Annotated in this window: 23 protein-coding genes and 2 pseudogenes; 22 read left to right on the forward strand and 3 right to left on the reverse strand. The window is 54.7% G+C overall.

Going from position 1 to position 26,261, the window contains the following annotated elements; all coding sequences use genetic code 11:
- Nucleotides 1-39: 39 nt before the first annotated feature.
- Nucleotides 40-846 (forward strand): YhcG family protein, encoded by an 807-nt coding sequence (locus K429_RS28750; RefSeq protein WP_231501857.1) that lies wholly within the window; start codon nt 40-42, stop codon nt 844-846.
- A gap of 153 nt (nt 847-999) precedes the next feature.
- Here K429_RS28750 and K429_RS0114845 read toward each other — a convergent pair whose 3' ends face one another.
- Complete coding sequence (locus K429_RS0114845) at nt 1,000-1,626, reverse strand: hypothetical protein (RefSeq protein ID WP_026367399.1); 627 nt, start codon at nt 1,624-1,626, stop codon at nt 1,000-1,002.
- Nucleotides 1,627-1,684: 58 nt separating this feature from the next.
- Nucleotides 1,685-1,909 (reverse strand): hypothetical protein, encoded by a 225-nt coding sequence (locus K429_RS0114850; protein ID WP_026367400.1) that lies wholly within the window; start codon nt 1,907-1,909, stop codon nt 1,685-1,687.
- A 494-nt stretch (nt 1,910-2,403) separates the two neighbouring features.
- Here K429_RS0114850 and K429_RS0114855 point away from each other — a divergent pair, with 494 nt between their 5' ends.
- The 5 genes and pseudogenes from K429_RS0114855 to K429_RS28755 all read left to right on the forward strand — a co-directional run.
- Nucleotides 2,404-3,750, forward strand: a complete 1,347-nt coding sequence (locus K429_RS0114855; RefSeq protein WP_231501858.1) for an ATP-binding protein — start codon at nt 2,404-2,406, stop codon at nt 3,748-3,750.
- Nucleotides 3,751-4,106: 356 nt separating this feature from the next.
- On the forward strand, nt 4,107-5,888 hold the full coding sequence (locus K429_RS0114860; protein ID WP_026367402.1) for an MFS transporter: 1,782 nt from the start codon (nt 4,107-4,109) through the stop codon (nt 5,886-5,888).
- A 241-nt stretch (nt 5,889-6,129) separates the two neighbouring features.
- Complete coding sequence (locus K429_RS0114865) at nt 6,130-7,314, forward strand: ATP-binding protein (protein ID WP_026367403.1); 1,185 nt, start codon at nt 6,130-6,132, stop codon at nt 7,312-7,314.
- A 6-nt stretch (nt 7,315-7,320) separates the two neighbouring features.
- On the forward strand, nt 7,321-8,151 hold the full coding sequence (locus K429_RS0114870) for a hypothetical protein (protein WP_026367404.1): 831 nt from the start codon (nt 7,321-7,323) through the stop codon (nt 8,149-8,151).
- 4 nt (nt 8,152-8,155) lie between these two features.
- Nucleotides 8,156-8,706, forward strand: a pseudogene (locus tag K429_RS28755) (DUF1016 N-terminal domain-containing protein); the annotation flags it as partial.
- A 10-nt stretch (nt 8,707-8,716) separates the two neighbouring features.
- On the opposite strand, the gene K429_RS0114880 reads toward K429_RS28755, so the two are convergent.
- Nucleotides 8,717-9,385, reverse strand: a complete 669-nt coding sequence (locus K429_RS0114880; protein ID WP_026367405.1) for a M23 family metallopeptidase — start codon at nt 9,383-9,385, stop codon at nt 8,717-8,719.
- Between the two features lie 219 nt (nt 9,386-9,604).
- Between K429_RS0114880 and K429_RS0114885 the strand changes: the two genes are divergently transcribed.
- The 16 genes and pseudogenes from K429_RS0114885 (at nt 9,605) to K429_RS0114960 (ending at nt 25,841) form a co-directional block, all read left to right on the forward strand.
- Nucleotides 9,605-10,363, forward strand: a complete 759-nt coding sequence (locus K429_RS0114885) for a DUF4099 domain-containing protein (protein WP_026367406.1) — start codon at nt 9,605-9,607, stop codon at nt 10,361-10,363.
- A gap of 21 nt (nt 10,364-10,384) precedes the next feature.
- Entirely contained in the window at nt 10,385-10,609 is a 225-nt protein-coding gene (locus tag K429_RS0114890) for a hypothetical protein (RefSeq protein WP_026367407.1), read from the forward strand.
- 26 nt (nt 10,610-10,635) lie between these two features.
- Complete coding sequence (locus K429_RS0114895; protein ID WP_026367408.1) at nt 10,636-12,237, forward strand: hypothetical protein; 1,602 nt, start codon at nt 10,636-10,638, stop codon at nt 12,235-12,237.
- 4 nt (nt 12,238-12,241) lie between these two features.
- A complete protein-coding gene (locus K429_RS0114900) occupies nt 12,242-13,921 on the forward strand; it encodes a toprim domain-containing protein (RefSeq protein WP_026367409.1) in 1,680 nt (559 codons plus the stop codon).
- Between the two features lie 13 nt (nt 13,922-13,934).
- The gene (locus K429_RS0114905) at nt 13,935-14,420 is read left to right on the forward strand and encodes a PH domain-containing protein (protein ID WP_026367410.1); all 486 of its coding nucleotides are present in this window, start codon (nt 13,935-13,937) and stop codon (nt 14,418-14,420) included.
- Complete coding sequence (locus K429_RS0114910) at nt 14,401-15,096, forward strand: hypothetical protein (protein WP_026367411.1); 696 nt, start codon at nt 14,401-14,403, stop codon at nt 15,094-15,096. Before K429_RS0114905 ends, K429_RS0114910 begins: the two co-directional genes overlap by 20 nt.
- A 14-nt stretch (nt 15,097-15,110) precedes the next feature.
- Nucleotides 15,111-15,794 (forward strand): hypothetical protein, encoded by a 684-nt coding sequence (locus tag K429_RS0114915; RefSeq protein WP_026367412.1) that lies wholly within the window; start codon nt 15,111-15,113, stop codon nt 15,792-15,794.
- Nucleotides 15,795-15,807: 13 nt separating this feature from the next.
- Nucleotides 15,808-16,461, forward strand: a complete 654-nt coding sequence (locus K429_RS0114920; RefSeq protein ID WP_026367413.1) for a hypothetical protein — start codon at nt 15,808-15,810, stop codon at nt 16,459-16,461.
- 32 nt (nt 16,462-16,493) lie between these two features.
- The gene (locus K429_RS0114925; RefSeq protein ID WP_026367414.1) at nt 16,494-17,324 is read left to right on the forward strand and encodes a M23 family metallopeptidase; all 831 of its coding nucleotides are present in this window, start codon (nt 16,494-16,496) and stop codon (nt 17,322-17,324) included.
- A 23-nt stretch (nt 17,325-17,347) separates the two neighbouring features.
- Nucleotides 17,348-17,632 (forward strand): hypothetical protein, encoded by a 285-nt coding sequence (locus K429_RS0114930; RefSeq protein WP_026367415.1) that lies wholly within the window; start codon nt 17,348-17,350, stop codon nt 17,630-17,632.
- A 5-nt stretch (nt 17,633-17,637) separates the two neighbouring features.
- On the forward strand, nt 17,638-19,443 hold the full coding sequence (locus K429_RS0114935) for a hypothetical protein (protein ID WP_026367416.1): 1,806 nt from the start codon (nt 17,638-17,640) through the stop codon (nt 19,441-19,443).
- Nucleotides 19,444-19,470: 27 nt separating this feature from the next.
- A pseudogene (locus tag K429_RS0114940) lies at nt 19,471-21,477 on the forward strand (ArdC-like ssDNA-binding domain-containing protein); the annotation flags it as partial.
- A gap of 238 nt (nt 21,478-21,715) precedes the next feature.
- Nucleotides 21,716-23,275: a glucosaminidase domain-containing protein gene (locus tag K429_RS0114945; RefSeq protein ID WP_026367418.1), complete on the forward strand. Its 1,560-nt coding sequence runs from the start codon at nt 21,716-21,718 to the stop codon at nt 23,273-23,275.
- Between the two features lie 4 nt (nt 23,276-23,279).
- Complete coding sequence (locus K429_RS28760; protein WP_044096684.1) at nt 23,280-23,465, forward strand: hypothetical protein; 186 nt, start codon at nt 23,280-23,282, stop codon at nt 23,463-23,465.
- A gap of 82 nt (nt 23,466-23,547) precedes the next feature.
- Nucleotides 23,548-24,159: a hypothetical protein gene (locus tag K429_RS0114955; RefSeq protein ID WP_026367419.1), complete on the forward strand. Its 612-nt coding sequence runs from the start codon at nt 23,548-23,550 to the stop codon at nt 24,157-24,159.
- Between the two features lie 5 nt (nt 24,160-24,164).
- The gene (locus K429_RS0114960; RefSeq protein ID WP_026367420.1) at nt 24,165-25,841 is read left to right on the forward strand and encodes a zincin-like metallopeptidase domain-containing protein; all 1,677 of its coding nucleotides are present in this window, start codon (nt 24,165-24,167) and stop codon (nt 25,839-25,841) included.
- The last annotated feature ends 420 nt before the right edge of the window (nt 25,842-26,261 follow it).

Here is a 26,261-nt window from a genome sequence, read left to right on the forward strand (position 1 = left end):
GCAGTAAAATAATTCCACAAGAGGTCGCACGGCAGAATAGTGAAACGCACGGCTAAAAGAGGGGAAGGGAACGGTTGCAAGGGGGGGGATGAGGACGGAACGGGCATAGAAAATCTCCAACCATTAGTTGGAGAAATCAGCTGGTCGAAGCACATCGTTATCCTGACCAAGTGCAAAGAGACGCAGCAGCGGCAGTTTTACATCTTGGCGACCAAGAAATACGGCTGGACCAAAGATGTGCTTATCAACAAGATAGAGGCAAAGAGCTACGAAAACTATCTGCTCGGACAAAGCAACTTCGACCTGACTTTGCCGGAGACGATAAAGAACCAAGCCATGCTTGCGCTGAAGGATGAATATACGTTCGACCTTGTGGGGCTTTCGGAAGAGCATTCCGAATACGAACTGGAGCAGGCGCTCGTAAAGAATATCCGTGCGTTCCTTATGGAGTTCGGTCCAGACTTCTCCTTTGTGGGCAACCAGTACCGGATAGAAGTGGACGGCAGGGAATACTTCATAGATTTACTGCTGTATAACAGGCGTTTGCAGGCCATGATAGCGATAGAATTGAAAATCGGCGAGTTCCAGCCGGAATATAAAGGCAAGATGGAGTTTTACCTGAACGTGCTGAACGACACCGTAAGACTGCCTCACGAAAATCCGGCTATCGGCATCGTCATCTGCAAGTCGAAAAGCCGCATGATTGTGGAATATGCCCTGAAAAGTTCGACCATGCCTATCGGCGTGGCCACTTACAGCCTGTCGCCGGAACTGCCCGAAGCCTACAAGGAGCTGCTGCCGACTTCCGAGGAGATCGCGAATAAAATAGCGTTGCTTCTGGAGTAGTGTAAACGGTTATATGGAAAGGGGGGATAAGGACGAAGCGGGCATGGAAGAGGCCGTGGCAGATATAAAAAGGGAATAGCCGTCGGCAGACCGGAATTCAAAAAAATCCGTACCGGTTGTCTGCCGATACGGATTATCTTCGATACCGTACAATCAGTCGATGTCGTAACCGATCATGTACTTGTCGTTGATAAGCAGGTAGTAATAGCCGTTGCCGCAATTCCGGTATTCCTTGCTGAAGCCTGCGGCCATGTCGCCATTCTCCCGGGGTTCGCACCACAGCGTACCGTCATAGCCGCAAAAGTCAAAGCGTGCGGTGGAGAACTTCTCGCCTTGCTTCAGTGCCTTTCTGAAAAGAGACATCATCCAACTGCCGCAATGCTTTTCGATGGTGGCAAGCCCGATACACTTGCCGTCGATGCGTGTGCCTGTCGTGATTCGGTTCTCGTAAAGGGATTTATCCAAATCCGCATCGGCGATTTTACGAAGCCAGTCGTTCGAGTGCGTGGCAAGCCGGGCAAGTTTCTGGTATTTCAGAATGAGTTTCCTCTCCGTATCCGTTTTCTGTTCTTGGGACGGGTAGTATATCTGCTCGATACTCGACCAATCCGTGAAGATATAACCTCTTGTCCGCTTTCGGGGTGCGACAATGCCGATGATATTTTCACTACGGTTGATAAACAAGCGCCTGCGTTTCCCGTTAATCCTCACATACAGGGAAGCGGGATTTTGTTCGTTGCGGAGATAGGCTTCCGCCGGATGAATCGTAACTGTTTCCATTTTTGTAACTTGTTAAGTTTTTATTTTCGTTTTGCTGCAATCTGCCCCGTTTTGCGGTTCAGGGTTTCGGAATCGTACCGCTTGCGACCAGTACGCCGTCGCGGTATAATTCAATTTCTCCGGGCTGGAAGCCCATCTCTCCGAGGGCTATATATCGGATATAGTCCCGGTACTTTTTGCCTGAAAAGTTCTTACCGCACAGGTTGTTGAAAAACATGGGCATTGAAAACCCGTCCTCGCTTGACAGCACCGTTTGTCCGTCTTGTCTGATTTCCTCTTTCATTTCGCTTTGTTCGTTCGTTAAACATTTTTTTCTTTCCCCTCCTATTCGAAGCCTTCCGGCTTCCTTGGCGGGGTTGATTTTTCATGCGGGTTCCGACAGCGGGGAAAGGACGGGTGAGACAAATAAATAGCGGAGGAATTTCACGGAATACCCCAATCTCCGATTTGCGGAAGGCTGCCGTTCAATTCATTTGCTATTAGCACAGAGCGGTATTTGGCGTCTGTCCGGCCGCTGTACCTTTGCATGGGAAAATCTCACCGCAGGGAATGGCCGATGATGCGAACCGGGAAGAAAGGTCTCGGAAGAGGATAAAAGGGATAGGAATAAACGCAGAGATATAAAGGCGGGTATCGGGATAAAAACGGCATTCGTATATCTTCTCTGATTTTTCACAAAAAGCGCAGGATTTTATCTCTGACTTTTTGCAGAAATGGAAGGAAAATACATCTGACTTTTCACAAAAGCATTATCTTTGCAGAAAAATGGAGAACGTTATGGAGAAAATATACTATCCGAGATCGATTGACAGCTACTTGCTGGAGTGGAAAAACGAGAGAGTGCACAAGCCTTTGTTGCTTCGGGGGGCACGGCAGGTGGGTAAATCCTCCGCTGTCCGCCAACTGGGGAAAACTTTCAAGTATTTCATGGAGGTGAATTTCGAGCGGGACCAAGAGATTATTTCGGTGTTCACCGGTAATCTGAAACCGAAAGAGATCGCCTCACGCCTTGCGGCTTTTTACGGCATACCTGTCGTGCCGGGAGAAACGCTTTTGTTTCTGGACGAGATTCAGGCTTGCACCCAAGCAATACACAGCCTTTGGTTCTTCTATGAAGACTATCCGGAGCTTCATGTCGTGGCAGCCGGCTCGCTGTTGGAATTTGCCTTGAAAAAGATGGCTTCTTTCGGTGTGGGCAGAGTGCGCTCGCTCTTCATGTACCCGATGTCTTTCGACGAGTTCCTTTCCGCAACGGGACACGCCGGCTGGATTGAAGCGAAACGGAACGCTTCTCCTGCAGAACCCCTGTTCGAGGCCCTGCACGGGAAGCTGGTGGAAAGTTTCCGCAATTACCTGATGGTCGGGGGAATGCCCGAATCCGTCCGGAACTGGGCGGAGACGGGCGATTACCTGAAATGCCAGCAGGTGCAGGACGATATCATGCTGGCGTATGAAGATGATTTCTCGAAGTACGAGGAGAAAGCCGATCCGATGTTGCTCCGACAGACGCTCCACAGCGTGGCGCAGCAGATAGGCGGGAAATTCGTGTATAGCAACGTGCAGGGAAATTATCGGAGCGAAAAGATAAAGGGTGCGCTGGAACTGCTGAAAGATGCCGGCCTGATAAGGCCTGCCGTACACACCGCCGCCAACGGTCTGCCGCTGGGAGCCGAGATCAACGAAAAGTTCGTCAAATATATCTTTCTGGACAGCGGGCTGCTGTTGCGGCTGCTGGGCTTGGAGAATACGGGAGGTACGTCGGAGATGTCCAAACTGGTACTTGTCGGGGCAGCCTCCGATCTGGTGAACAAAGGGCACATCACGGAAATGGTGGCGGGCTTGGAGCTGCTGAAATACAATACGCCCGTGCAACGGCATGACCTGTATTACTGGCAGAATCTGTCACGCGGGGCGCAGGCGGAAGTGGATTATGTTCTCGTCAAGGATATGCGGGTCGTTCCCCTGGAAGTGAAAGCGGGTACGACGGGTTCGATGAAAAGCATGTACCAGTTTATGAATGAGAAACATCTGGCATACGGCATACGGACATCGCTGGAGAATTTCGGAAAGTTGGAAAAGGTGGATATCGTTCCTTTATACGCCTTATCCAACCTATATAAATAGGAATTTAGCAAAGGAGCAAAGTACAGGCGCGTTTTTTTACGTTGAAAAACGACAGAGGGATAATGAGGGTGAAAAGGGAATGACGGGACGGGTAATCGAAAACGCCGTCACTCTATGACATTTTTTTCGATCAGACACTGGCCTGTCGCCAAAAATGACTTTTTTGGCGACAAAGACTCGGGGAATGTTCGATCTCCCATGAAGTTTTTTCTCTCATTCTCATCGTCTTTTGCGAAGATTTTTGTACTTTTGCCAGCGTATAATAACAGAACAACGAGTAGTGTCTTATCACGTAAATCCAGTTGGATTGCAGATGAGACACTCTTTTTTTTGTGCCGTAACTCAAACGATAAACTATGGATAAAACAACAGAAAAACCCCGATTGTGGACAGGTTCTTTCCTGAGAATCTGTCTGGTGAACTTCTTTATCTTTGTCAATTTCCATGCGCTGCTGCCCACGTTTCCCTTCTTCGTTACCTACCTTGGCGGCGATGCGGTAACTATCGGACTGGCTACGGCCCTGTTCAGTATTGCCAGTATCGTGTCGCGTCCCTTCGTAGGATGGCTCGTCGATACGCGGGGACGATGCACCCTGCTGGTATTGGGACTTGTCGGTATGGGGCTTATCCCTATGGGCTACTTCGTCTCGGCAGGCATTGCGCTGGCGGTAGTGCTGCGTACAGCGCACGGCGTGTTCCATGCGGCATCGAGCAATGCGGCATCCACATGGGTGACGGACATCATTCCGCACAGCCGTATGGGCGAAGGACTTGGCATGTACGGTCTCTCGATGGCCATCAGCACCGCCGTGGCACCGGCTATGGGACTGGCGGTGATGAACGCCTGGGGCTTCCGCCCGCTATTCGCCATCACAGCCCTTGTTGCAGTGGCTGCATTGCTGACAGGCATCGGCATACGGTCTCGTAACTACACGATGTCCACAGCACCGCTACGCTTCAGCGAGCTGTTCGAACCTATGTCGCTGCCCGCTGCCGTCACGCAGTTCTTCTTCATGATGGCGTATGGCGTGATAGAGGTATATGTGGCCATCTACGCCGTTTCCTGTGGGTTGCCCGGTGGCGGAATCTACTTCATCTTCATCGCACTGGCCACCGTAGCCACCCGTATCCTGCTGGGACGTGCCATCGACAAGTACGGTGAGGCGCAGCTGGTCTATTCCGGCAATGCGGCCATTGCGGCGGGTATCCTGCTGTTGGTGTTCGCCCATAACGTGCCTTGCTACTTGTTGTCTGCCATCCTGCTGGGGTACAGTTTCGGAGCCATACAACCCTCGTTGCAGACGATGGCGATGCACGCCGTAGCCCCCGAAAGGCGCGGCGCAGCCAGTTCGACGTTCTTCGTGGCGTTCGACTTCGGCATCGCGCTGGGCGGATTCCTTGCCGGAGTGCTGGTGAAGTATCTCGACTACGACGCGATGTTCCTTTGGATGATCGTGCCGTGCGCCCTCTCGCTGGGGTACTATTATGTATTCGGTCGTCGCCACGCTTCGTCGTTCAACCCGCAGAACCGCCGTAGGACGCACCCGGCGGAGGGCATTGCCGATACCGGCGTGGGCAAACTGCCGCTCGTTGTCACCATCTCGCGCGAATACGGTAGCGGCGGCCACCGTATCGGCGAAATGCTGGCGCGGCGGTTGGGCGTGAATTTCTATGACAGGGAAATCATCGCACTGACTGCCCGGAAAAGCGGATTGAGCGAGGAAACGGTCAAGGAGAGCGAGCAGACGGTGAGCAACCGCCTGATATACGATGACCCGACACAGACCGCCGTGTTCCGCTCGCAGAGCCAGGTAATCCGTGAGATAGCCGCCAAGGAACCGTGCGTCATTGTGGGGCGTCTCGCCAACTTCGTCCTGAAAGACCGCAAGGATTGCCTTCACCTCTTTATATATGCCAATGAGACAGCCCGCATAAGGCGCGTCGTTTTCGAGTATGGCGTGGAGCGCGGTCAGGCCGAGGCTCTGCTGAAACGTACCGACCGGGAACGGCGCGAACACTGTCTGCACTACACGGGCTATAAATGGGGAGACCGCCACCAGTATCATCTGATGCTGGATACATCGTCGCTAACGGACGAAGAGGCTGTGCGGATCATCTGTACCGTGCTGGGGAAATAGGGAAATACCCATCAAGACAAGTACAGGCTTTCCGGACATACGGAACGGAAAAAATCCCACGAGGCTGCGTCAAAATACCGGCGCAGCTTTTTTCATGTGGAAAAACAGCGGGACAATACGGGTAAAATGGGATTACGGGTTGGAAATCAATATTGTAAAAGGTTGCATAACGTTTTTCGGATATATTCATTATCTTTGCATTGCGTAAAAGTTCGCATTCCACTGCGTAAAATGTAATAGTATGTATAAAAGAGCAGAATATCAGGTAATTAGAGACCGACTCGAAGAGCGGAGAAGATTCATTCAGGTCGTCATGGGCGCACGTCAGATCGGTAAATCGACTGTTGTGAAGCAGGTGTTGAAGGACTTAGACGCCCCTTACCAGTTCTTTTCCGCCGACAACGTTCCGACAATGGGCAGCGCGTGGATTTCGAACTGTTGGGCGGCTGTCCGCAGCCTGAAAGAGAGCAACGGCTGGGAGAGCATTGTTCTGGTCATCGACGAGATACAGAAAATAACCAACTGGAGCGAGGCGGTAAAAAAAGAGTGGGACGACGACACGTTCCATGACCGCAATATCAAGGTGCTGCTGCTCGGCAGCAGCCGCGTCCTACTGGAGAAAGGTCTGTCGGAATCGTTGGCAGGGCGGTTCGAGGAGATCCGCATGAGCCATTGGAGTTACCGGGAAATGAAGGAGAGTTTCGGGCTGTCGCTCGACCGGTATCTCTTCTACGGCGGTTATCCCGGTGCGGCCTCCTTAATCGGCGACGAGGATCGCTTCCAACAGTATATCCAGTCGGCCATCATCGAGGCGACGATCAACAAGGATATTCTGATGGATACCCCTATCAGCAAACCGGCCCTGCTTCGTCAGACGTTCGAGCTCGGGGCGGCCTACTCCGGTGAGTTGCTGTCGCTGAACAAAATGCTCGGCTCGTTGCAGGATGCCGGCAACACGGCGACCTTGGCGGGATATATCAACCTGCTGGGTGAAAGCGGTCTGTTGTGCGGGCTTCAGAAGTTCAGCATCGACACGGCACGCCGTAAAGCGAGCATACCGAAATTGCAGGTTTACAACAATGCCCTGAAGATGGTGTACAGCCCTCTGACGTTCGAGCAGGCCATCCTCGACCGCAAGGCGTGGGGACGTATCTTCGAGTCGGGCATCGGGGCCTATCTGGTCAGCCAGGCATTCATACACCGTTTCGAGGTGTTCTATTGGCGTGAGCGGAGCGACGAGGTGGATTTCATTCTTCGCAAAAAGGGTTCTGTCGTAGCCATAGAGGTTAAAAGCAATGCCGAGAAGCGGACGGATGGATTGGATAAGTTCAGGCAGCTTTTCAACCCTACGGCGTCATTCATCGTCGGCGACGGTGGTGTCGGTGCGGAGGAGTTCCTGTCGATGGATCTAACGAAGTTGTTTTAATGCGGTATGAACGAGAGGCTTGTATTCCTGATCCTGCTCTGCCTTATCGGAGGGCTGTTGCATGTCATCGGCTACTGGCGGAGGAAAGCCGGGGAAGCGGCGTTCGCCGCCGCACGCATGGCCGACAAGGACGAGGAACGCGACCACTACTGCCGCCTGGCTGTGATGGGCGGACACCGGGACGCCTGCCGCATGTTCTGCTTCTCGCGCCCCGACCTGTTCGAAGACCATCCGCCACTCAAACCGTTCAAGTCGCGCGGCATCCGGATGGCCTTCTACGGGTATTATTATCCGTCGCGGTACAACGCGCTGCTGGGCGAAGAACAACGGGCGTTCTGCCGCTCGCTTTATCAGTTCAAGGAGGGCGAGGTACACGGTATCGAGTTCTTCAAGGCGTGCATGACCGCCCTGCAAGCGGACGGCAAGCCCTATCATATCATGTTCATGCCGTGCAGCGACGAGTTCAAGTATGCCCGGCGGTTCAAGCGGCTCGACTGGTACATCGGCAAGCACCGTCCGGAGCTGACTTCGGGACTGTATGACGTGGACGTGTTCGAACCTCGCGAGAGCCTGCACGAGGCCAAGGGCGGCAAGAACCGCATCCTTGAACGGAACTACCGCATTGTCAGGAAGATAAAAGGAAAGGAAATCATCATCATAGATGATGTGATGACGACAGGGCAAAGCGTGGCCGACTATAAGGAGGAGATAGAACGGTGCGGCGGCAAGGTGGTGGCGGCCATCTTCTACGGCAAGACCGTTACCGTGCCGCCGTTGTTCCTGATAAAGGCGGCGGTCTGGGGCAAGTACATCACGGACCGGATCGAAGGGCATTAAGACTGTGGATTTGAAGAACGACTACTCCGAGATTAAAGGTTTCACTGTACGTAATATGCAATACATGGTGCTGTTCTTCAACGGATATAATCAGGAGCTTACGATGGTAAAAGGGGCTGCTGCTCCAATTACGCAATCAGTGGTTGCGTAATTGGAAAATGACCTTGAACCAATTGTGAAATCAATGATTTCGCAATTAGACGAATATAATTTTACCCTGCCTATAAGGCATCTGAATTGGACGCATAATCTTGTTTTGATAAAACAGGTCAAAAACATTCGTGCACGGTATCGGTATATGGTGCAAAGCATTACCAATCATTGGACGACACGCTATCACTGCAAGAAGCCATCAAACTTGACGATTACGGCAAGCACGGAGCGTTGGCAAACAATTTCACAGAAACCCTGCCTGCGCCGGAAGCCAACGATGTGAAATCCATGCTCAAAGACCCGTACATATTCGATATGCTGACTTTCACCGACCCGTACAATGAGGGGGTGGTGAAAACAGCTTCTGCATTTCCCGTATTTGGAGGCTGTGGCCGATTGTTCCGCTTATGCCTTATAGCTGCGCCAATGCCGCCACACACTCTTTTCGGGTGGATTCGATGTAGCCGAGTATCACCGTCGGATTGACGCTCTTGCCGTCGAACTTGCAGGTGATATGCAGGTGTTCGCCGGTGCTGCGCCCGGTAGAGCCGGTTATGCCGACCACATCGCGCGGATGTACCACCGCTCCTTTGACGGCGATAATTTTCGAGAGGTGGCAATAGCTGACGGTGTATCTGCCATGCCGCAGGGTTACATACTTGCCGGAAGTCTTGTCCTGCCCGACCTTTACGACCACTCCTTCCATCATGGCCAGCACTTCGTCGCCCCGTGCGTGCAAATCCAGCCCGCCGTGAAACCTTTTCTTTCCCGTAAACGGGTCTTTGCGGTAGCCGTAGGGCGAAGTGATCCGGATACGGCGCAGCGGATAGCTTACACTCAAGTAACGCTCCAACCATATCTTCTTATCCGCATCGACGGGCGAGGCGGCGGCAAGGAGTTCCGCCGACGTACCCAATACGGAATCCGCATTTCCGGAAGCCGGTTCCGTTTTGTCCGTACCTGTGTGCAGTACCTCTACCTTGTAGCGGGCAGGTACCGTGGCAACGGTATTGAACTGCGCTTTGGCAGGCACAATACAGAACGAGATACCCGCCGCTATCATTGCTGAAATTTTTCTCATGCGGCAAAATTAACACACTCTTCTTACGGTGTGTCCACCGCCTGCCTATTTTCTTGTCTAATGTGATTATTTTAATAGTTTAGAATATGATTATTCGTATAAAATCATATTCCAAACACAAAAAATAGCATATTATAATCACTTATATATGCGTATTTTGATTATAGAAATAAAATCATTCTATCTTTGCGGAATATAATTTATAACACATTTCAGAATATGAAAAAGGAACAATTCGAGTTCAATGAACTGCCCTATCCGGCACTTGCCCGTTTCGGGCTTACCCAAGAGATGATCGAGGACCTGCCCATGCGCGTTCTGGAAGAGATCGGGCAAGGGGGTTACTCGCCCGTGCTTCCCGTACGCGTTACCGACGAAAAGGGCGAAGTCATCGAGAGCCGCAGCCGTTTCGCCTTTATCCGCATGGAGAGCGGCGAGGTGGACGTGGTCTTCTATCCCGCACTGAAATCCTCGCCGCTGGAACGCTACGACGAGGCGCAGCAGAAGCAGCTGCTCGACGGCAAGGCCATCGTCGCGGACGTGGAAATGGCGGACGGACGGCACAGCAAGGCTTTCGTGCAGATAGACGAGGGTACGAAGCAGGTGATGTACGTTCCGACACCCATCATCGCCAGTAACCTGAAAGTGCTCTCCGAGGTGATGCACCTCGGAGCGGTAGAGGTAAAGGGAATGCAGAACGGCAACCTGCTGACGGTGGTCGTGGACGATGAACCCGTTACGGTAGGTATCGACCTGCACAACAAGACCGGTATCCGCTTCTGCCCGGGCGATGCGCAGGGGTGGCGCGAGCAGCCCAAGCGCGAATGGGACAAGTACACCTTCGGCTGCTACGGCTGCTGGGTGATGGACGACGAGGGCAACCTCGATTACGTCCCGGAAGAGGAATACACCGAGGAGTTGTGGAACGAACAGAAGAAGAGCGCCGAACGCAACCGTGCGGTAGGTCTTCACAAGTAAAACCCTTCAATCAGCAAGCAGATGGCACAGCAGAATTATTATCCCGAAGAGGTACTTGTCGAGAAGATGCAGAGCGGCCAGTACGGCTGGCTCGACTATGTGAACCACTTCTCCGCCGAGTGGCAGGAGGAGTACGCCCGCTACTGCGAGGAGAAAGGGCTTATGGTCGGCGACGATTCCGCCGAAGCGTTCGTCCGCTATAAGGACGAACAGCTGGAAGCCGCAATGGAGCGCGGCGACGCATAACGGAAGAGAATCTAATCATCAAAGATATGGCGATACGAACGAATACCAATCCCCGGCAGATGGACTTGCAGCCCGAAATGCGCAATATGCTGATGCGCAACGGACTTCAAGCCCATATTGCATTCGACGGAGGGGGCTACCGGCTGATCGTGCAGGGACACGACTCGCCGCTGCTGACCTATCCGCTCACCGAGCGTCAGATGTTGGCCCTGACGGACTGGGGAACGAACACGGCCAACAAGAAAGCCTACAACGTGCTTACGAGCATCGTGGGCAAAGACTTCTATATGCCCAAGAATTTCGTCCATGCCAGAAACGCGAACGGCAGGGTGGCTATGGGGCTTCACGGCTACCGTATCGGCATCGGTGAATACGGGCGCACGGGGCGGCTGGGTATGCCCCCGCCGTTCCTCGGCTGGACACCGCGCCAGCAGTGGGGTTTCCACCTGCGCAGGGTCGGCGGGCAGCTTTTCTATCCGGGGCCGTCCATTGTCCCCGAACGTCCCGACGGGCGCATGAAACCCGGCGAACTGCAATCGGGCGGTTACGGCTTTTACTACAAGGGCGGACGGACGGAGCCATCCGGGCAGTCCGTCGGGCAGCGGAACGTATTGCAGGACTTGCAGGCGGTCATCACGCCGATGGCCAGCCGTCCGAGGAGCACAGAACCGGCACGGCCTTATAAGGAGCTGATCGCCTCGCCGGTCTATTTCTCCAACGAGAAATGGCAGGAGTGCCTCGCCTCGCACGGCCTTATCGTAGATGCGGAAAGGCGGACGCTGACCGTGCAATCGGAAAGCGTCCAAGCCGATATGGTCTATGACCTGACGGAAGAGGAAGTGAAAAAGCTGGTGGCCGTTCCCGTCGAGGAGCAGCCCATCGAAAAACGTCTGGAACTGCTGAACGGCATTATCGGGGCGGATTTTGCCGGCAAGGTAACGACGGAACAACTCGACAGCAAGGAGCGCATCGCCATCGGCCTGCATCCGGAAGTGCGACAGGAGCTGGAGGAGCGGCAACGGCAGGAGCGGGAAATCCTTGCTCCGCTGGAATATGGAGCTCAAAAAGAGGGAAACGACCAACAAACAGCCTTTATCGGGCAGGAGTACGGTACTACGATAGACGGCAGGGACTTGCAGTATATCAAGGAGGACAAGGGCTGGTACCGGGAAGGGAAGCACGGACGGGAAGTCGAAGTCAGCGAGATTGCCGTACAACCGGCACAAGCCGAAGGAAAGTACAAGATGTCCGCCGTCATCGACGGGCAGGTCATCAGCCACGAGATCAGCCAAAAGGAGTACGACAAGTTCCTCGCGGTGGACGACTACCACCGCATGAAGCTCTTCTCGAAGATATTCAGCGAGGTGGACATGAAGACACGCCCGGAGGCGAACAAGGGGCTCGGGGTGAAGATCTTCGCCGCCCTTACCGCCGGTGCGGTGGTCGCCTCGGAAGTGGCACACGGCTTCCACCACCATCATCACGGACCGGAGTTCTACGGCGAACGTTTCGGCGGAGCTCCGCGCCCGTACTTCAAGCCCGGGGTGGACACACCCAGAGATGTGGCTATCCGCAACTTCGAGGCGCAGATGAACCATGAGGTCGGCGAAATGAGAATGGGGAGGTAAGCCTATGAGAGACGGAGACCTTACATACGATGACTTCCTGCAACGGCTGAATATCCAGGACGTGCTCCTCGACGCGGGGTATCACCTGAACAAGCGCGACGGCCTGCGTTATCCTTCGTATGTCCGTCTGGACAGCGACGGGCGGCGCATCCGTGGCGACAAGTTCATCGTGACGCAACAAGGAAAGTGCTGCTTTCATGCGCAACAGCAGAAAGTCTATAACATCATTTCATTCATCAAGGAACATCCGCATTTTTTTGCGGAGTACCATGCGGGCATGTCTCCCGACAGGCTCGTGAATCTGGTCTGCAACCGGCTGCTGAACAATCCCATCGCCGACAGGGCAACGCGGATCATCTGGCCCAAGCGGAACGTGAAACCGTTCGATATGGCGGACTATGACATTCACAAGTTCAACCCGCAGGACCGGGCGACGCAGAAGAAGTTCTATTCCTTCTTCAAGCATAGAGGTATCGACCTCTATACGCAATACGCCTTCCATCGCCACTTTTGTCTGGCGACGAAGCACCGCGAGGACGGTTTGCAATACACGAACCTCGCCTTTCCGCTGACCCTGCCCAAGGATACGGAAAAGGTGGTCGGTCTGGAAGAGCGGGGCCGTCCCCGCATGGACGGTAACGGCAGCTACAAGGGTAAGGCGGAAGGGAGCAATTCAAGCGAGGGGCTGTGGATTGCCAGTCCTGCCAAGACCCCTCTCACAAAGGCCAAGCATATCTACTGGTTCGAGAGTGCCTTCGACGCGATGGCTTATTACCAGCTTCACCAAGCGGAAAACAAGGAGTTGCGCAAGGCGGTCTTTGTCTCGACAGGCGGGGCACCAAGCCAACAGCAATTCAAGGGTATGATAAGGGCGACTCCCGATGCAGCCCATCATCTCTGTTTTGACCGAGACCGTGCCGGGCAGGTCTATGCCATCCACTTTGCACTCACCCATGCAGGCAAGGAGTTTTCCACATGCTTGTCGAAAGACGACAAGCTGATTGTGCAGGATTACCATAACGGGAACAAACAGCATGAAATAGGACTTGAGCCGTTCGACTTCGAAAAGATAACGGCAACGTTGGGTATAAATGTGAAAGGTACGGTTCGGGATGACATGGATATTGGTGACGGATATTTGCAGGAAATGAGCATGGTTCGTGCGGATGAGTATGAAATGGCTCTTGCCGAGGGTTCGGCAAGCGAGGAAGAACTGGCGGCAATGAAAAATAATCTGGCGGCCATCGAGGATGCCATTCGTGGAGTTCCCGTCTCCGGCCCGGAAGCGGCAGGACCTGTCTTCTATGAATCCGCCGCAGACGGTTATAAGGATTGGAACGACCAGTTGCTTGGCAAACGGATGAAACAGGCAGAAAAGGATCTTGGAGATTGGGACATCAGTGGTAAAGCCACACTCAACCGTGCCTTGTCCGATTTGCCCGAAGTCAATCCGGAACATATCCGAAACGGATTGTATGACGAAGCAGACCATGAGGCCGTACGGAAGCGTATTGAACGTGCAGACAGAATGATATTTTCTTTTGAAGTCAATGACCAGGGAATGTCGGAAAAAGGATTTCAGGAGATGTACGAGATACGGGAAAAACTTGCCCGGTTGGAAGTGGATATAACCAACTCGCTTTCCGGCATGAGGGAAGAGTATAATCCCGGTTTTCACCGATAATCACATGAAGCCTATGCAGACCACGCTTTACGAAACGATTGTCATCCATCCGCACGCCGGGCAGTTCGTCATCGACGAGCTGCCCACGCTGGTACTGTGCTGTGCGATGTGGGGGTACGGGGGTATGGAGGACCTGCCCCTGACGGCTCTTGCCGTACCGGTCGCCGTGCTGCTCTCGCTGCTGCTGTTCTACCGCTATCTCTACCTGCGGCGCATCCGCTATCGTATCGGTGCGGAGCAACTCATCAACGAACACGGGATTATCCGCCGCAAGACAGACTACATGGAACTGTACCGCGTAGTGGATTTTCTGGAACACCAAAGCCTGCTGCAACAGCTCTGCGGGCTGAAGACGGTGCGCATCCTCTCGATGGACCGGAACACGCCCCGGCTCGACCTTACCGGCATCCGGCGAAGGGACGACATCGTGTCGCTTATCCGTGAACGGGTGGAAAGCAATAAACGAAAAAAGGGAATATATGAAATCACGAATCATTAGTCTGGGATTGCTTGCCGTGCTGGTATGCCTGCTTCCGCAGGCGGCAAGGGCGCAGGTCACCGCCTCCAACCCTTTGGAATGGGTGGCACTCGCCGAGGGCAACGAATTGATAAACGGACAGATCGAAAAACAGATAAAGGGACAGACACAGACGGCCTTGTTGCAAAACAGCATCGCCGCCGAGTTCAACCAGATACATAAATGGGAGAAGCAGTACAACAGCTACCTCAAGACGGCGAGCGGCTACGCTTCGTCGCTGAAAGCCTGCACGCACCTCTATAATGACGGCGTGCGGATTTTCCTCACGCTGGGCAAGTTGAGCAAAGCTATCCGGAACAATCCGCAGGGCATTGTCGCCAGCATGGGCATGAACAACCTCTATATCGAAACGGCAACGGAACTGGTTTCGGTGTTCACGTTACTGAACGACGCCGTAGCCAATGGCGGTACGGAGAATATGCTGACCGGGGCGGAGCGCAGCAAAACCCTGTGGGCACTGAACGACCAGCTGTCGGCTTTCAGCCGGAAGCTGCACCTGCTCTACTTGAGCATACGCTATTATACTTTCAATGATGTGTGGAACAATGTGACGGCAGGAATGCTCGACCGCGACAACGGCGAGGCGGCACGCATGGCCCTGTCCCACTGGCGCAGGGCGGCTGCCCTCGTCCGATAAAAAATGTATAAGTCATGAAACGGATAATTTGGACAGGCATACTGCTCTTGTGCATCGGTATCGGCCGTGTGCAGGCACAGAACGACCCCGTGCTGGCCGGAATGATTCTGGCCTACACCGACAAGGCGCAAAAAGAGCTGAAGAATCAAGAGAAGGTCATGCTGATGCAGACCACCGGACATCTGTGGACGAAGGAGGAAGTGGAAGCCACGACCGACCTGCAACGGGAGTTCAACAACTACCTGAACTCTTTCCGGTCTATCGTCTGCTATGCGGCGCAAACCTACGGATTCTACTACGAGGTATCGAGGCTGACGGACAACATGGGCGACTTTACCAAGCAGTTGGGGCGTAGTCCGGCCAACGCGCTGGCCGTCGCCCTCTCCGCACAGCGGAACAAGATTTACCGGGAGCTGATTATGAACAGCGTGGAGATCGTGAACGACATCCGCACGGCCTGCGTAGAGGATAATAAAATGACGGAGAAGGAGCGCATGGAGATTGTTTTCGGCATCCGCCCGAAACTCAAAGGGATGAACAGGAAACTGCAACGGCTGACCAAAGCGGTGAAATACACGACGATGGGCGACATCTGGCGGGAAATCGACGAGGGGGCACGCCCGGCAGCCGACAAGCGGGACATCGTGGATGCCGCCAAGCGACGTTGGCGGCAGATCGGAAAGAGTGTAAGACCTTAACAGATATAATAATATGGGAGTTTGGGATTCAATATTGAAATATGGCGTCAAGGCCATGAAAGGTGCAGGCAAAGCTACTGCTGTCACCGGCAAGAGTATGGGAAACGCGGTACTGCACCCCTCGCAGACCCTTCGTGGCGCAGGTCAGGCTGTCAAGACGGCGACCATCGGCGGCGCAGTCGGTTATGTGGGCTGGAAGAAGCTGACCACCGATGAGAGCGTGGCGCGTATCGTGAGCGACGCGGTCATCGGCAAACCGGCCACGAACGCCCTTGCGAACACGGCCGACGGCGTGCGCGAGCTGACCGGCAAAGCGGGAGAAGCCGTCGGTGCGGTGTCGGGGATCAACTCGAAACTGGACGGGGTGTCGAATTTCCTGCGTGAAACCACCAACGGCGGCGGCATGAATCTGTTCGGCAATTTCTTCCGCAACCTCGGGCAGGGCAACGTGTCGGGATTGAGCATCGCGGGACTGGTCGCGGCGGCGTTCCTTATCTTCGGCCGCTTCGGGTGGCTGGGTAAAATCGCCGGGGCACTGCTCGGCATGATGCTGATCGGCAACAACGCGGGTGTATTCCGCACGTCGGAGGCGGAAAGCGTACAGCGGGCACAGACGCCCGTCCTGCCGGCAGAGGAACAGACGCACGGCGGCGGAATGAGAAGATAAAAACAGCAACGGAGAATCAACATAGAAAAGAGATGAAATATACAGAAGAAATGATCCTGCAATCCGAAAGCGGCTACTGTATGCCGTTCGAGGAACGGCAGGGCAAGGACGTGGAACTGTCGCTCGGCTACGGCGAGCAGACCGATCCGGCGACGGGCGAGAAATACTTCCACCACGGCATCGACTTCGACGTGCGGTGCTACACGCTATCGGCCGTGGCCAGCGGCATCGTGTCGGGCGTGGGCAACGATCCCGCGCTCGGTATCTGCCAGACCATCCGCTACGGGGAGTACGAAGTAACCTACGGCCACCTGTCGAACGTCTTCGCACAGTTCGGACAACGCGTCAAGGCCGGGCAGACGGTGGCATTGAGCGGCGACAAGCTGCACATCGGGGTGCGCTTCAAGGGCGAGGAACTGAACCCGATAGAGTTCCTGACGATGCTGTACGGCAATATCCGGGCACTAAGTCAGGCCGGCGGGCACGATGCCGACTATTTTTCCGACTTGGAGATGACGTTGAAAACCGATTATGAACGGGACAAGAGGGAAATAGAGGAACTGATGCTGCGCTTCCTGCCGCACTACATGGAGGATCTCCAACGGGGAGCGTACCGGCTGCCGGAACACACGGAGCAATCGCTGCGCCATATCTTCTCGGTGGGTGCGATGAAGGAATACTTCTACGAAACCATGCCGAGCATGGGCAACCCCCTCGGGCTGGGACACAAAGCCATGCCGCTGGCCTGCAAGGTGCAGAACCTGCTGATAGCGGATTTCCTGCATTATCTCGCCATGCGGCATGAGGTGTACCTCTCCACGATGGGCGGCGAGGTAAAAAAAAACTTTATGACGAAGCAGTAGGCTACGGCGGGCTCATCGACCCGCTGGCGGAAATGGAGATCGACATCCAGAGTTTCGACATTCCAAGGCTGGTTACGGTCTATACCGACCGGGCCGGTGTCCGATTCTGGACGAAGGCCTGGTTCAACAACCATGAAGTGGGCGAAGCCTCGGTGGAGATCGAACGGGAGCAGGCTATCCGCTTTATCCATGACCGCATAGAGAAAGACGCGTGGCTGGAAGAGTTTTATCCCAAACAGATGGAGGTTTACCATAACGCCATCGAACAGACGAAAGAACAACTCTTGTTGAACAAGATAAACATATAGATGCAATGGACGGAATCAAACATAGCGGACGGTTTGCGGAAATGGAACGCCTCGTGAGCGACTATTTCAACCTTCATATCGCCCCCGTCATGTCGAAAACGCAGGCTTACCTCACGCAGAAGCAGGGCGAGGAGATGAAGGAGTATTCCACCTCGCTGGGCGGCATATTGAGTATGATGACTTCCTCGGCGCAACCGATGGGCGACCCTTACCAGATACTCAAGGTAACGGGCGAATGGAACTCGAAAAGGACGGAGGACTATATCGAGATGTGCAAGGCGGAGATCACCGGTTCGGAAGCGATGCAACAGGACTTGGCGTATATGGCCGGGCAGTGGCGCGATACCGTCGTGCAGGAGATCGGACGCGAGCGTTACGACGAGCTGTCGGAAAGGCTGGGCGGAGACCTCGCCTACGCTTACATGGACTATCGTGTGGAGGAGCTGATGATAGACCGGCTGGTCAAGGAGCGTATGCCGAAATCATCGGCCGACTATATCATCCGCAAAGCCGCCGAATCGAGCCTGTTGGGACTGTCGCAGACCCTGAACCGCTCGCCGCTGGCCGAGGAGATAGAGAAACGGGGCGAAGCCGCCTACCGTCCCGGCAAGATAGAGAAAGGTGCGGGATGGGTGTTGGGCGCCACGGCGGACAGCGTCATGCTGGGCGGCATAGGGTCATGGGCTACGCTGGCCAAGTTCGCCGGGACGGACGTGGCTATCTCGGCCGTCGCCAACCATTTTGAATCCAAGAAGCCCGAAACGCTTTCGGTGGAACAGTGCATCAGCAAAGGTGTGTTCGGCAGCGAGCGGAACGTGTTCGACGACTTCCGCAAGGAGGCCGCCCGGATACCGGCCAAGAAGAATGCGACGATAGCCGAGGCAAACGGACAACTAAAGAACAAGATACCCATTTTGAATTTCGACTTTATGGAGTGGACGCAAGAACGGAATATGAATGTTCCTTGGCCGTACAGACCGGAGGAGGAACAGGGGAAGCGTGCGGAGCGGTACAAGGATGTGCCGCTGGTCGTCGCACCCGGACAGGAGGAAGCCTACCTGCGTGATGTGGCGGGAAAAGGTGAAGCGGCAACGGTCAAATTACATCAGGAGCAAATACCGCCGGAAACGGAACAGGGGGAAAAAGTGGAGAAAGAAGAGCGGCAAGCCGTCATCACGCACGAAGAAAAGAAGCAGGAGGAACAGCCGGCACCGAAGAACGGGAACGGCTGGGACGGGCTGTTCGGCACGCTGGGGCTGAATGGCATGGGCGATACGCTCGGCAACCTCGGCTATGTGGTTGCCATGCTGCCCGATGTCCTGCTGGGGGCGTTCACGGGCAAATCGCCCTCGCTGCGCCTCGGGGACAACCTGCTGCCGATAGCGAGTATCGTGGCGGGGATGTTCGTGCGTAACCCGCTGCTGAAAATGCTTCTGGTCGGTCTGGGCGGCGCGAACCTGCTGAACAAGGCGGGACACGAGGCATTGCGGGGGCGAACAGAGGGAAAGGTAAATGTGAATGTAAGCAATGGAAACGACGTGCCGTATCGCCGTTATCCCGATGAACCCCTTAACCCGCGCATCGTGAACCCGGTGCTGCAAGGCGGTACGCTGATTGCCACCATTGACCGCGTGCCCTGCACCATACAGCTTCCGACGGCCGTGGCGGACGCTTACCGTGCCGGGGCATTGCCGCTGAACACGCTGGCGAATGCTGTGCTTGCCAAGAGCGACCAGCTCCGTCAGGCCGCCGCCCAGAACTACGACAACGGTCAGCTGGAAACCGTCGTGCGGACACGGGGTATCCAATAATCCGAATCAAAGAAAAGAGATCACGATATGAAAGAGAAATCGCAAATGGAAAAGAAAGCCGGGGAGAAACAGGTTGCCCTGCTCTCCGCAGCTTTGAATGAAGCCTCGAACGTGGGCGGGCACTGGCTCAACGCATCGGGAAAGGGCTATCCCCGCTTCTACCCGAAAGGGGTAGCGGTCAGTGCGTTCAATGCGCTGTTCATGGCATTGCACTCGGATCGGAACGGGTGCAGGACGAACCAGTTCACGCTCTTCAGCGATGCCAAGGCGCAAGGTGCGGCGGTACGCGAGCATGAACAAGGTGTGCCGTTCCTGTTCTACAACTGGAACAAGTATGTACATCGCAACGACCCGGAACGGATCATCAGCCGGGACGACTACATGAAATTGGACGAGGACGAGCAAAAACTGTACAAGGGTGTACACAACCGCGAGATCCGCACGCTCTTCAACATCGACCAGACCACGCTGCCCTACGTGGATAAGGAACGGTACGAGGCGACGGTACAACGGTACGGCAGTGCCGCAGAAAGGGGCTACACGGAGGCAGACGAACGACGGCTGCACGTCCGGTTCAACGACTTCCTGCTGAAGATGCGGGGCAATCTCGTGCCCGTGCGTTCGGACGGTAGCGGTGTGCCCCACTACGAGACGGACAAGGATGCGGTCTATATGCCGCGACAAAGGGAGTTCGAGCATTACCACGACTATGTGCAGGAAGCCCTGCGGCAGATCGTGAGTGCCACCGGTCACCAAGAACGGCTGGCGCGTGAGGGCATGGTGATGAGAAACGGCGTGGCTCCCTCGGAGGACGCTGTCAAGCAGGAACGTCTGGTCGTGGAAATGGCCTCGGGTATCAAGATGCTGGAATTGGGACTTCCCGCACGGTTGTCCGACGAAAGCCTGAAGACGGTGGAATACTGGTGCCGGGAGCTGAAAGAGAATCCGTGCCTGATAGATGCGCTTGAAAGCGATGTGAACAATGCCCTCGAAGTAATAAGCAAGGCGGAACGGGGCGAGAAAATCGAATACGCCACGCTACGCAACCGCCGTGATACGTCGATCATGCAGGAGCAGATGCCCAAGCACTACTTCGTAGCGAATGAAATCCGCCAGCACCCGGACCGGGAAGAAAAGAAAATCGTGCTTGTCATCGATCCGCAAGCGAAAACGGCGGATGTGATTCTCCCCGCCGGGGCTTCGACAGAGGTGGACAACGAGATACCGGGCATGAACAAAGGACGCATCGCACGGGCATTGCAGAAAGAGGGTATCGGGCAGGTGCGCTTCTACAATACGGACGGTGCGCTGGGTTACCGGCCCGACGACAGTTATTTCGCCGAAAAAATGATAACGCTGGCACGACTGAAGAACTGGACGATGGAGAAACTCTCCACGCTGGATGTGGCTTCGGCGGTCAGACGGGCGAACGAAGTAAATTTTGACCGGGCGGAGATGATTCAGGACGACAAAAAGCGTTGGGCACTCTACCTCAAACCGGAGAATAAGAACGGGTACAGCATCTATCCCGACAAAGAGGATGTGAACCGTTTCTTCTCCACCCTCAAACAGGCGATGGATAATATCGACAAGGTGCGTATGGAGCTGGCGCACAAATATTATGCGCTGGCCGAGGTCAAGCCCGACCTGAAAGTGGACCTGTTCGGCAGCGAAACGCCGGAACTCGACCTGAACCGTATTCAGCGCGTTTCGGTCTTCAAGACTAAGGAGAACGGCATACAGTGCGTCGCGACCATCGACGGGCAGAAGTTGCCTGCAAGAAGCGTCAGCCCGCAGCAGTGGCAGCGTATGTGGATAGCGGAGGATCGCGACAGCTACAAACGCCATCTGGCGGCAACGCTCTTTGCCGACGTGCTGCAAAAGGGACAATCGCAGGAGGAACAGCTGTTTCGGGACACCGACATAGAGACCGAGAACCTGCCCGCTCCGTACAGGCAAATCAAAGCCGAACAGCCGGAAACGATTGTTCTCCTCAAGTATGAGGATGGCTATTATGCCTCCATGTACGATGCGGAAACCATCGCGCACGAATTGGAACTGCCGCCGGAGAAAGAACGGCGGCCATACGACCCGAACAAGCTGGTTCGCATGTTCGAGCACGACAATGAGGAGACGAGGAAGCTGATCGCCGACCTGAAAGCGTATGTGGTAGATTGCGGCACAGCCATAAAGGAAGGGCAAGAGGCATGTGCCGATATAACCGGCGAGGAGAACGAGAACGAACAACGTACAAGCATGAGGAGGTAGAAACATGGCAAGCAAAAACCAGGAATATGCAGCGCAATACTCAACATTTGCCATGGAACAGATGCGCCGTTACGGGATACCCGCTTCGGTAACACTGGCACAGGGCATACTGGAAAGCAGCAACGGGCAGAGCCGTCTGGCGCGGAACGAGAACAACCATTTCGGCATCAAGGCCACGCCCGCATGGATCGCCGAGGGCGGACGGTACGGAGTATATACCGACGACAAGCCGGACGAGAAGTTTTGCAGTTATGACAACGTGGGCGATTCCTACGAACACCACTCCCGCTTTCTGAAAGAGAACAGCCGCTATGCCCGCTGTTTCGCCTTGTCGCCCGACGACTACAAGGGCTGGACACGGGAAATAGCGCAGGCCGGCTACGCTTCGGGTAGCAAGTATGCCGACAGCCTGCAAAAAATCATCGAACAGAACGACCTGCAACAGTACGACCGGCAGGTGATGCAGGAGATGGCGGCACAGGGCCGGGAGTTCGGCGTGGCGCATAACCCGCTCCGCGCGTCCGGGGGTGCGGAAAACGGTACGGGCTACTCGTTCCCGGTGGAGCGCGAGGAGTTTCTTTTCGTAACCTCGCCTTTCGGTATGCGGCAAGACCCTATGGACGAAACGAAGCAGCAGATGCACAAGGGTATCGACATCCGCTGCAAGGGCGATGCGGTGCTGGCCACGGAGAACGGCGGCAAGGTCGTGGCGGTCAATCACAATAAGAACACGCCCGGTGGCAAGTCACTGACGTTGGAATACGCCCGTGCAGACGGCAGCAAGGTGCAGTGTACCTATATGCACCTCGGAGAGATCACCGTGAAGGTCGGCGACACGGTACAGGCAGGACAGCGGCTCGGCACATCGGGCAACACGGGAACACGGACGACCGGCGAGCACCTGCACTTCGGCGTAGCGAACCTCTATGCGGACGGCACCCGACGCGACATCGACCCTGCGGCATACATGGCCGAAATCGCGCAGAAAGGCAATATCAAGCTGCAAGTGTTGCACAACGGCAACGACCTGCTCGCCCGATATAAGGGAACGGAAGAGAATGCCGCAGAAAAAAGCCTTTCGCCCGACGGCTGGATGAAGAAGCTGCTCTCGTCAGAGGACAGCGGCGTGGGAATGTCGGGATGCAACGACCCGATTGTGGAGATGGCGATGACGGCCTTTGCCTCCCTCATGCTCTTGGCCGTGCAGATCGACAGCAAGAACGAAGAGGAACAAAAGGCGGCTATCTCGGAAGCGGCGGACGGACGGCGCATCGACCTGAAACCGCTGCTGCCGGGCATGAAGACCTGCGAACTGACCATTGGCGAGAACGGGAAGGCAACGCTGCGGGCGGACAACGGCGAGCTGCGCGTGTCGCGTGAGCTGACCGCCGCCGAACTCGGCCGCCTGTCGGCGACGCTGAACGACGGCACGCTATCGGAAGAGAGCAAGCGGCTGCGCGTAACCGGTATGCTGAACACGGTTATCCTCTCGGAGGCCGCCTCGCAGAATTTCGAGCAAGGAATGTCCGCACAGCAGGGACAGACGGAGAACCTGAAAAGATAGAGGCATGGCTGATATGAAATACGTGATGATGGAGCTATGCAGGTGCCTGTTCGGGCTGTCCTACCTTGCAATGTATGTCCTTTGCTGCTATCTGCTGCTGCTGGGCTGGGTGGCGACGCTCATTATCGTGGGCGTGCAACTGGTCGTTGCCGGATGGCTGATTTGGGCGATGATACGCGCACCCGATTAGGGTGGTCATCCAACGGTTCAACAACAATCCAACGAAGCACAGTTGTCGGGTGATTATGTATCACAGTAAAAAGACAATAGAAATGATAAAATGTAATGTTACGGTCTGCGGCGTTATCGGCCGCAATGCGTCGATACGCACGAACAAGGAGGAGAAATCATTTTTGGTTTTCCCGCTTCGCGTCATGATACCTGCCACCGACGGGCAGCACACCGCCATTGAAGTGGATGTCAGCAAGGACGCTGCCGGAGAGAAAGCCGCCGGTTATCGGAAAGGCTCGCGTGTTGAAGTTGCGGGCACGATGTACCTCAAACGCCGGGGCGACAAGCTCTACTTCAACCTATTCGCCAGCGAAATCCGCACGGCTGCGGCTGGTGCGGAGGATGCAGTCGAAGGCGAGTTGGCCTTTCGCGGCAAGGTCGGCCAGCATATCGAGGAAAAGAGGGACAAGAAAGAGCAGCCCTACACGATGTTCTCGGCGTTCAGCGCGGAGAAGGTCGAGGACGGCTTCGAGTACCAGTGGGTGCGCTTCTTCTGCTTCGGCAAGGAGCGCGAGGAGTGGTTGCAGCCGGGCGTAAGAGTGGAAGCCAGAGGCGAAATGACCCTCTCGGCACACAACGGGAAAGTGAATGTCTCCTGCAAGGCGGAAGAGCTTGCGCAGTATGTGGCGGATTCCTCTAACTCCAACCAGTAAGGGATATGGCCGGATATAGAAAACGGAACGCCGACGGTCCGAACAGCGAAGACAAGGCATTGGACCTCTTTGCGGAGATGATGATCGAGAAACTCGAAAGCATCAGGAAGTCGGATTGGAAAAAGCCCTGGTTTATGGAAGGTGCGTTGCAATGGCCCCGTAACCTTTCGGGACGGGAATACAACGGTATGAATGCTTTTATGCTGCTCCTGCACTGCGAAAAGGAAGGCTACAAGATTCCCCGTTTTTGCACCTTTGACTGCGTACAGCGGCTCAACAAACCGGCAAAGGACGGGGAAGAACTGCCGAGAGTTTCCGTGCTGCGCGGCGAGAAATCGTTTCCGGTAATGCTCACGACTTTTACTTGTATCCATAAGGAGACGAAAGAGAAAATCAAGTACGACGATTACAAGAAATTGTCGGACGGAGATAAACAGCAATATAACGTCTATCCCAAGATGCAGGTATTCCGTGTGTTCAACGTACAGCAGACCAACCTACGGGAGGCACGACCGGAGCTGTGGGAGAAGTTGGAGCAGGAGAATGCAGGCCCGAAAATCGGGAACGGGGAACACTTCAACTTCGTCCCTGTAGATACGATGATACGGGACAACCTGTGGATCTGCCCCATCAAGCCATTGCACCAGAACAACGCCTACTATTCCATATCGAAGAATGAAATCGTCGTGCCGGAAAAGGAGCAGTTCAAGTCCGGGGAATCGTTTTACGGAACGCTTTTCCATGAGATGATACACTCGACCGGTGCGGAGAATGTTCTCGCCCGCTTCCAACCGACAGCCTTCGGTTCCTCGGAGTATGCTCGTGAGGAACTGGTGGCCGAACTGGGCAGCGCACTGGTCGCGCAACGCTACGGCATGACGAAGTACATCAAAGAGGACAGTTGCCCCTATCTCAAAGGGTGGCTCGACGAGTTGAAGGAGTCGCCGCAGTTCATCAAGACGACACTGCTGGATGTGAAAAAGGCGGCCTCGCTGATTACCCAAAAGGTGGATAAGATCGCACTGGAGTTGGAGCAGAATGTCGGTGAGGAGCAAACGGCCGAACGGAAAGAAAAGGTGTATTATTCTTCCGTGGCCTATCTCCAGTCCACCGATGACACGATGCGGTTGGACGCGTTCCGGGACAAGGGGGACTACGAGGGGCTGCTGGCTCTTGCCAAGGAGTATTACGACGGCAACGGCATCAACGAGGAGCATACCTATCCCTCCGCCATACAGAACAGGGGCGATGACCTTCTGATCGAGGACAAAGACTTCGCCGTGGTGTACAACGGGAGCGTCGGGGGAACCTACGAGGTGATGTTGAAATTCACGGAGCAGGAAGTGCGCGACCATATCCGGCGTTACGGCGTCGATCGTGCCGGAGATACGTTGAAAGGGGTTGCCAGGGAGATGACAGCGGAGCAATTCGCTGCCCTGACCACGCAGAGGGTCCCTGCATTCGAAATGCCGAACGGCGATGTGCTGTATGTCGGATATAACAAGGAATCCGATACACTTGACGTCGGACCGGCCACCAATGCGGGGATTGTCGTGCAACACAGTTTCCCTTATGACCATAACGCATCGCTTGATGCCAATCTTCAAGGGGCCAATGAAAAGCTGGACGGCATGGAAGAATACCAAGCCGAAATCGCGGAACGGAGCATGTTCCATCGATAAAAGGGATGAGACAGATAAAGATTCCGAATATTATGTAGCAAGCGAGGGCGGCCCGTCGGGACCGCCTTCGCTATATTACCGCCAGCTATGGAAAGGGACAAAGATAAGGATGTGTTTCCCAATGATGCCGTAAAAAAATTGTCGATTCCTATCAATCGCAACATACAGAAGAAATGAACATGTCACCAGCTGATTAGGAAATCATCGCAAAAAAATCAGTAACCGTGTTTGGAGATAGATTTAAAGGTTGTATTTTAGTTACTTGAAAAACGATTTTGCAGGGATGGCTGTAACGATTCAGGAATTGTATGAAAGCATGACTTGGCGTAACTACCTTGTCAAATAACCTTTATCATTGATACAAGATTTTCGTTCAGCCCACCATTATGACAATAAAAAACAGCGACCGTATTTCTCAAT

The organism is Bacteroides sp. 14(A), from assembly GCF_000526555.1.
In the GTDB taxonomy this organism is placed as follows: Bacteria; Bacteroidota; Bacteroidia; order Bacteroidales; family Bacteroidaceae; genus Bacteroides; species Bacteroides cellulosilyticus.

What these genes read in the sequence shown, in the direction of transcription:
- K429_RS0114845 (WP_026367399.1), bottom strand. Translation starts at nt 1,626, where the DNA reads ATGGAAACAGTTACGATTCATCCGGCGGAAGCCTATCTCCGCAACGAA.
- K429_RS0114850 (WP_026367400.1), bottom strand. Translation starts at nt 1,909, where the DNA reads ATGAAAGAGGAAATCAGACAAGACGGACAAACGGTGCTGTCAAGCGAG.
- K429_RS0114855 (WP_231501858.1), top strand. Translation starts at nt 2,404, where the DNA reads ATGGAGAAAATATACTATCCGAGATCGATTGACAGCTACTTGCTGGAG.
- K429_RS0114860 (WP_026367402.1), top strand. Translation starts at nt 4,107, where the DNA reads ATGGATAAAACAACAGAAAAACCCCGATTGTGGACAGGTTCTTTCCTG.
- K429_RS0114865 (WP_026367403.1), top strand. Translation starts at nt 6,130, where the DNA reads ATGTATAAAAGAGCAGAATATCAGGTAATTAGAGACCGACTCGAAGAG.
- K429_RS0114870 (WP_026367404.1), top strand. Translation starts at nt 7,321, where the DNA reads ATGAACGAGAGGCTTGTATTCCTGATCCTGCTCTGCCTTATCGGAGGG.
- K429_RS0114880 (WP_026367405.1), bottom strand. Translation starts at nt 9,385, where the DNA reads ATGAGAAAAATTTCAGCAATGATAGCGGCGGGTATCTCGTTCTGTATT.
- K429_RS0114885 (WP_026367406.1), top strand. Translation starts at nt 9,605, where the DNA reads ATGAAAAAGGAACAATTCGAGTTCAATGAACTGCCCTATCCGGCACTT.
- K429_RS0114890 (WP_026367407.1), top strand. Translation starts at nt 10,385, where the DNA reads ATGGCACAGCAGAATTATTATCCCGAAGAGGTACTTGTCGAGAAGATG.
- K429_RS0114895 (WP_026367408.1), top strand. Translation starts at nt 10,636, where the DNA reads ATGGCGATACGAACGAATACCAATCCCCGGCAGATGGACTTGCAGCCC.
- K429_RS0114900 (WP_026367409.1), top strand. Translation starts at nt 12,242, where the DNA reads ATGAGAGACGGAGACCTTACATACGATGACTTCCTGCAACGGCTGAAT.
- K429_RS0114905 (WP_026367410.1), top strand. Translation starts at nt 13,935, where the DNA reads ATGCAGACCACGCTTTACGAAACGATTGTCATCCATCCGCACGCCGGG.
- K429_RS0114910 (WP_026367411.1), top strand. Translation starts at nt 14,401, where the DNA reads ATGAAATCACGAATCATTAGTCTGGGATTGCTTGCCGTGCTGGTATGC.
- K429_RS0114915 (WP_026367412.1), top strand. Translation starts at nt 15,111, where the DNA reads ATGAAACGGATAATTTGGACAGGCATACTGCTCTTGTGCATCGGTATC.
- K429_RS0114920 (WP_026367413.1), top strand. Translation starts at nt 15,808, where the DNA reads ATGGGAGTTTGGGATTCAATATTGAAATATGGCGTCAAGGCCATGAAA.
- K429_RS0114925 (WP_026367414.1), top strand. Translation starts at nt 16,494, where the DNA reads ATGAAATATACAGAAGAAATGATCCTGCAATCCGAAAGCGGCTACTGT.
- K429_RS0114935 (WP_026367416.1), top strand. Translation starts at nt 17,638, where the DNA reads ATGGACGGAATCAAACATAGCGGACGGTTTGCGGAAATGGAACGCCTC.
- K429_RS0114945 (WP_026367418.1), top strand. Translation starts at nt 21,716, where the DNA reads ATGGCAAGCAAAAACCAGGAATATGCAGCGCAATACTCAACATTTGCC.
- K429_RS28760 (WP_044096684.1), top strand. Translation starts at nt 23,280, where the DNA reads ATGGCTGATATGAAATACGTGATGATGGAGCTATGCAGGTGCCTGTTC.
- K429_RS0114955 (WP_026367419.1), top strand. Translation starts at nt 23,548, where the DNA reads ATGATAAAATGTAATGTTACGGTCTGCGGCGTTATCGGCCGCAATGCG.
- K429_RS0114960 (WP_026367420.1), top strand. Translation starts at nt 24,165, where the DNA reads ATGGCCGGATATAGAAAACGGAACGCCGACGGTCCGAACAGCGAAGAC.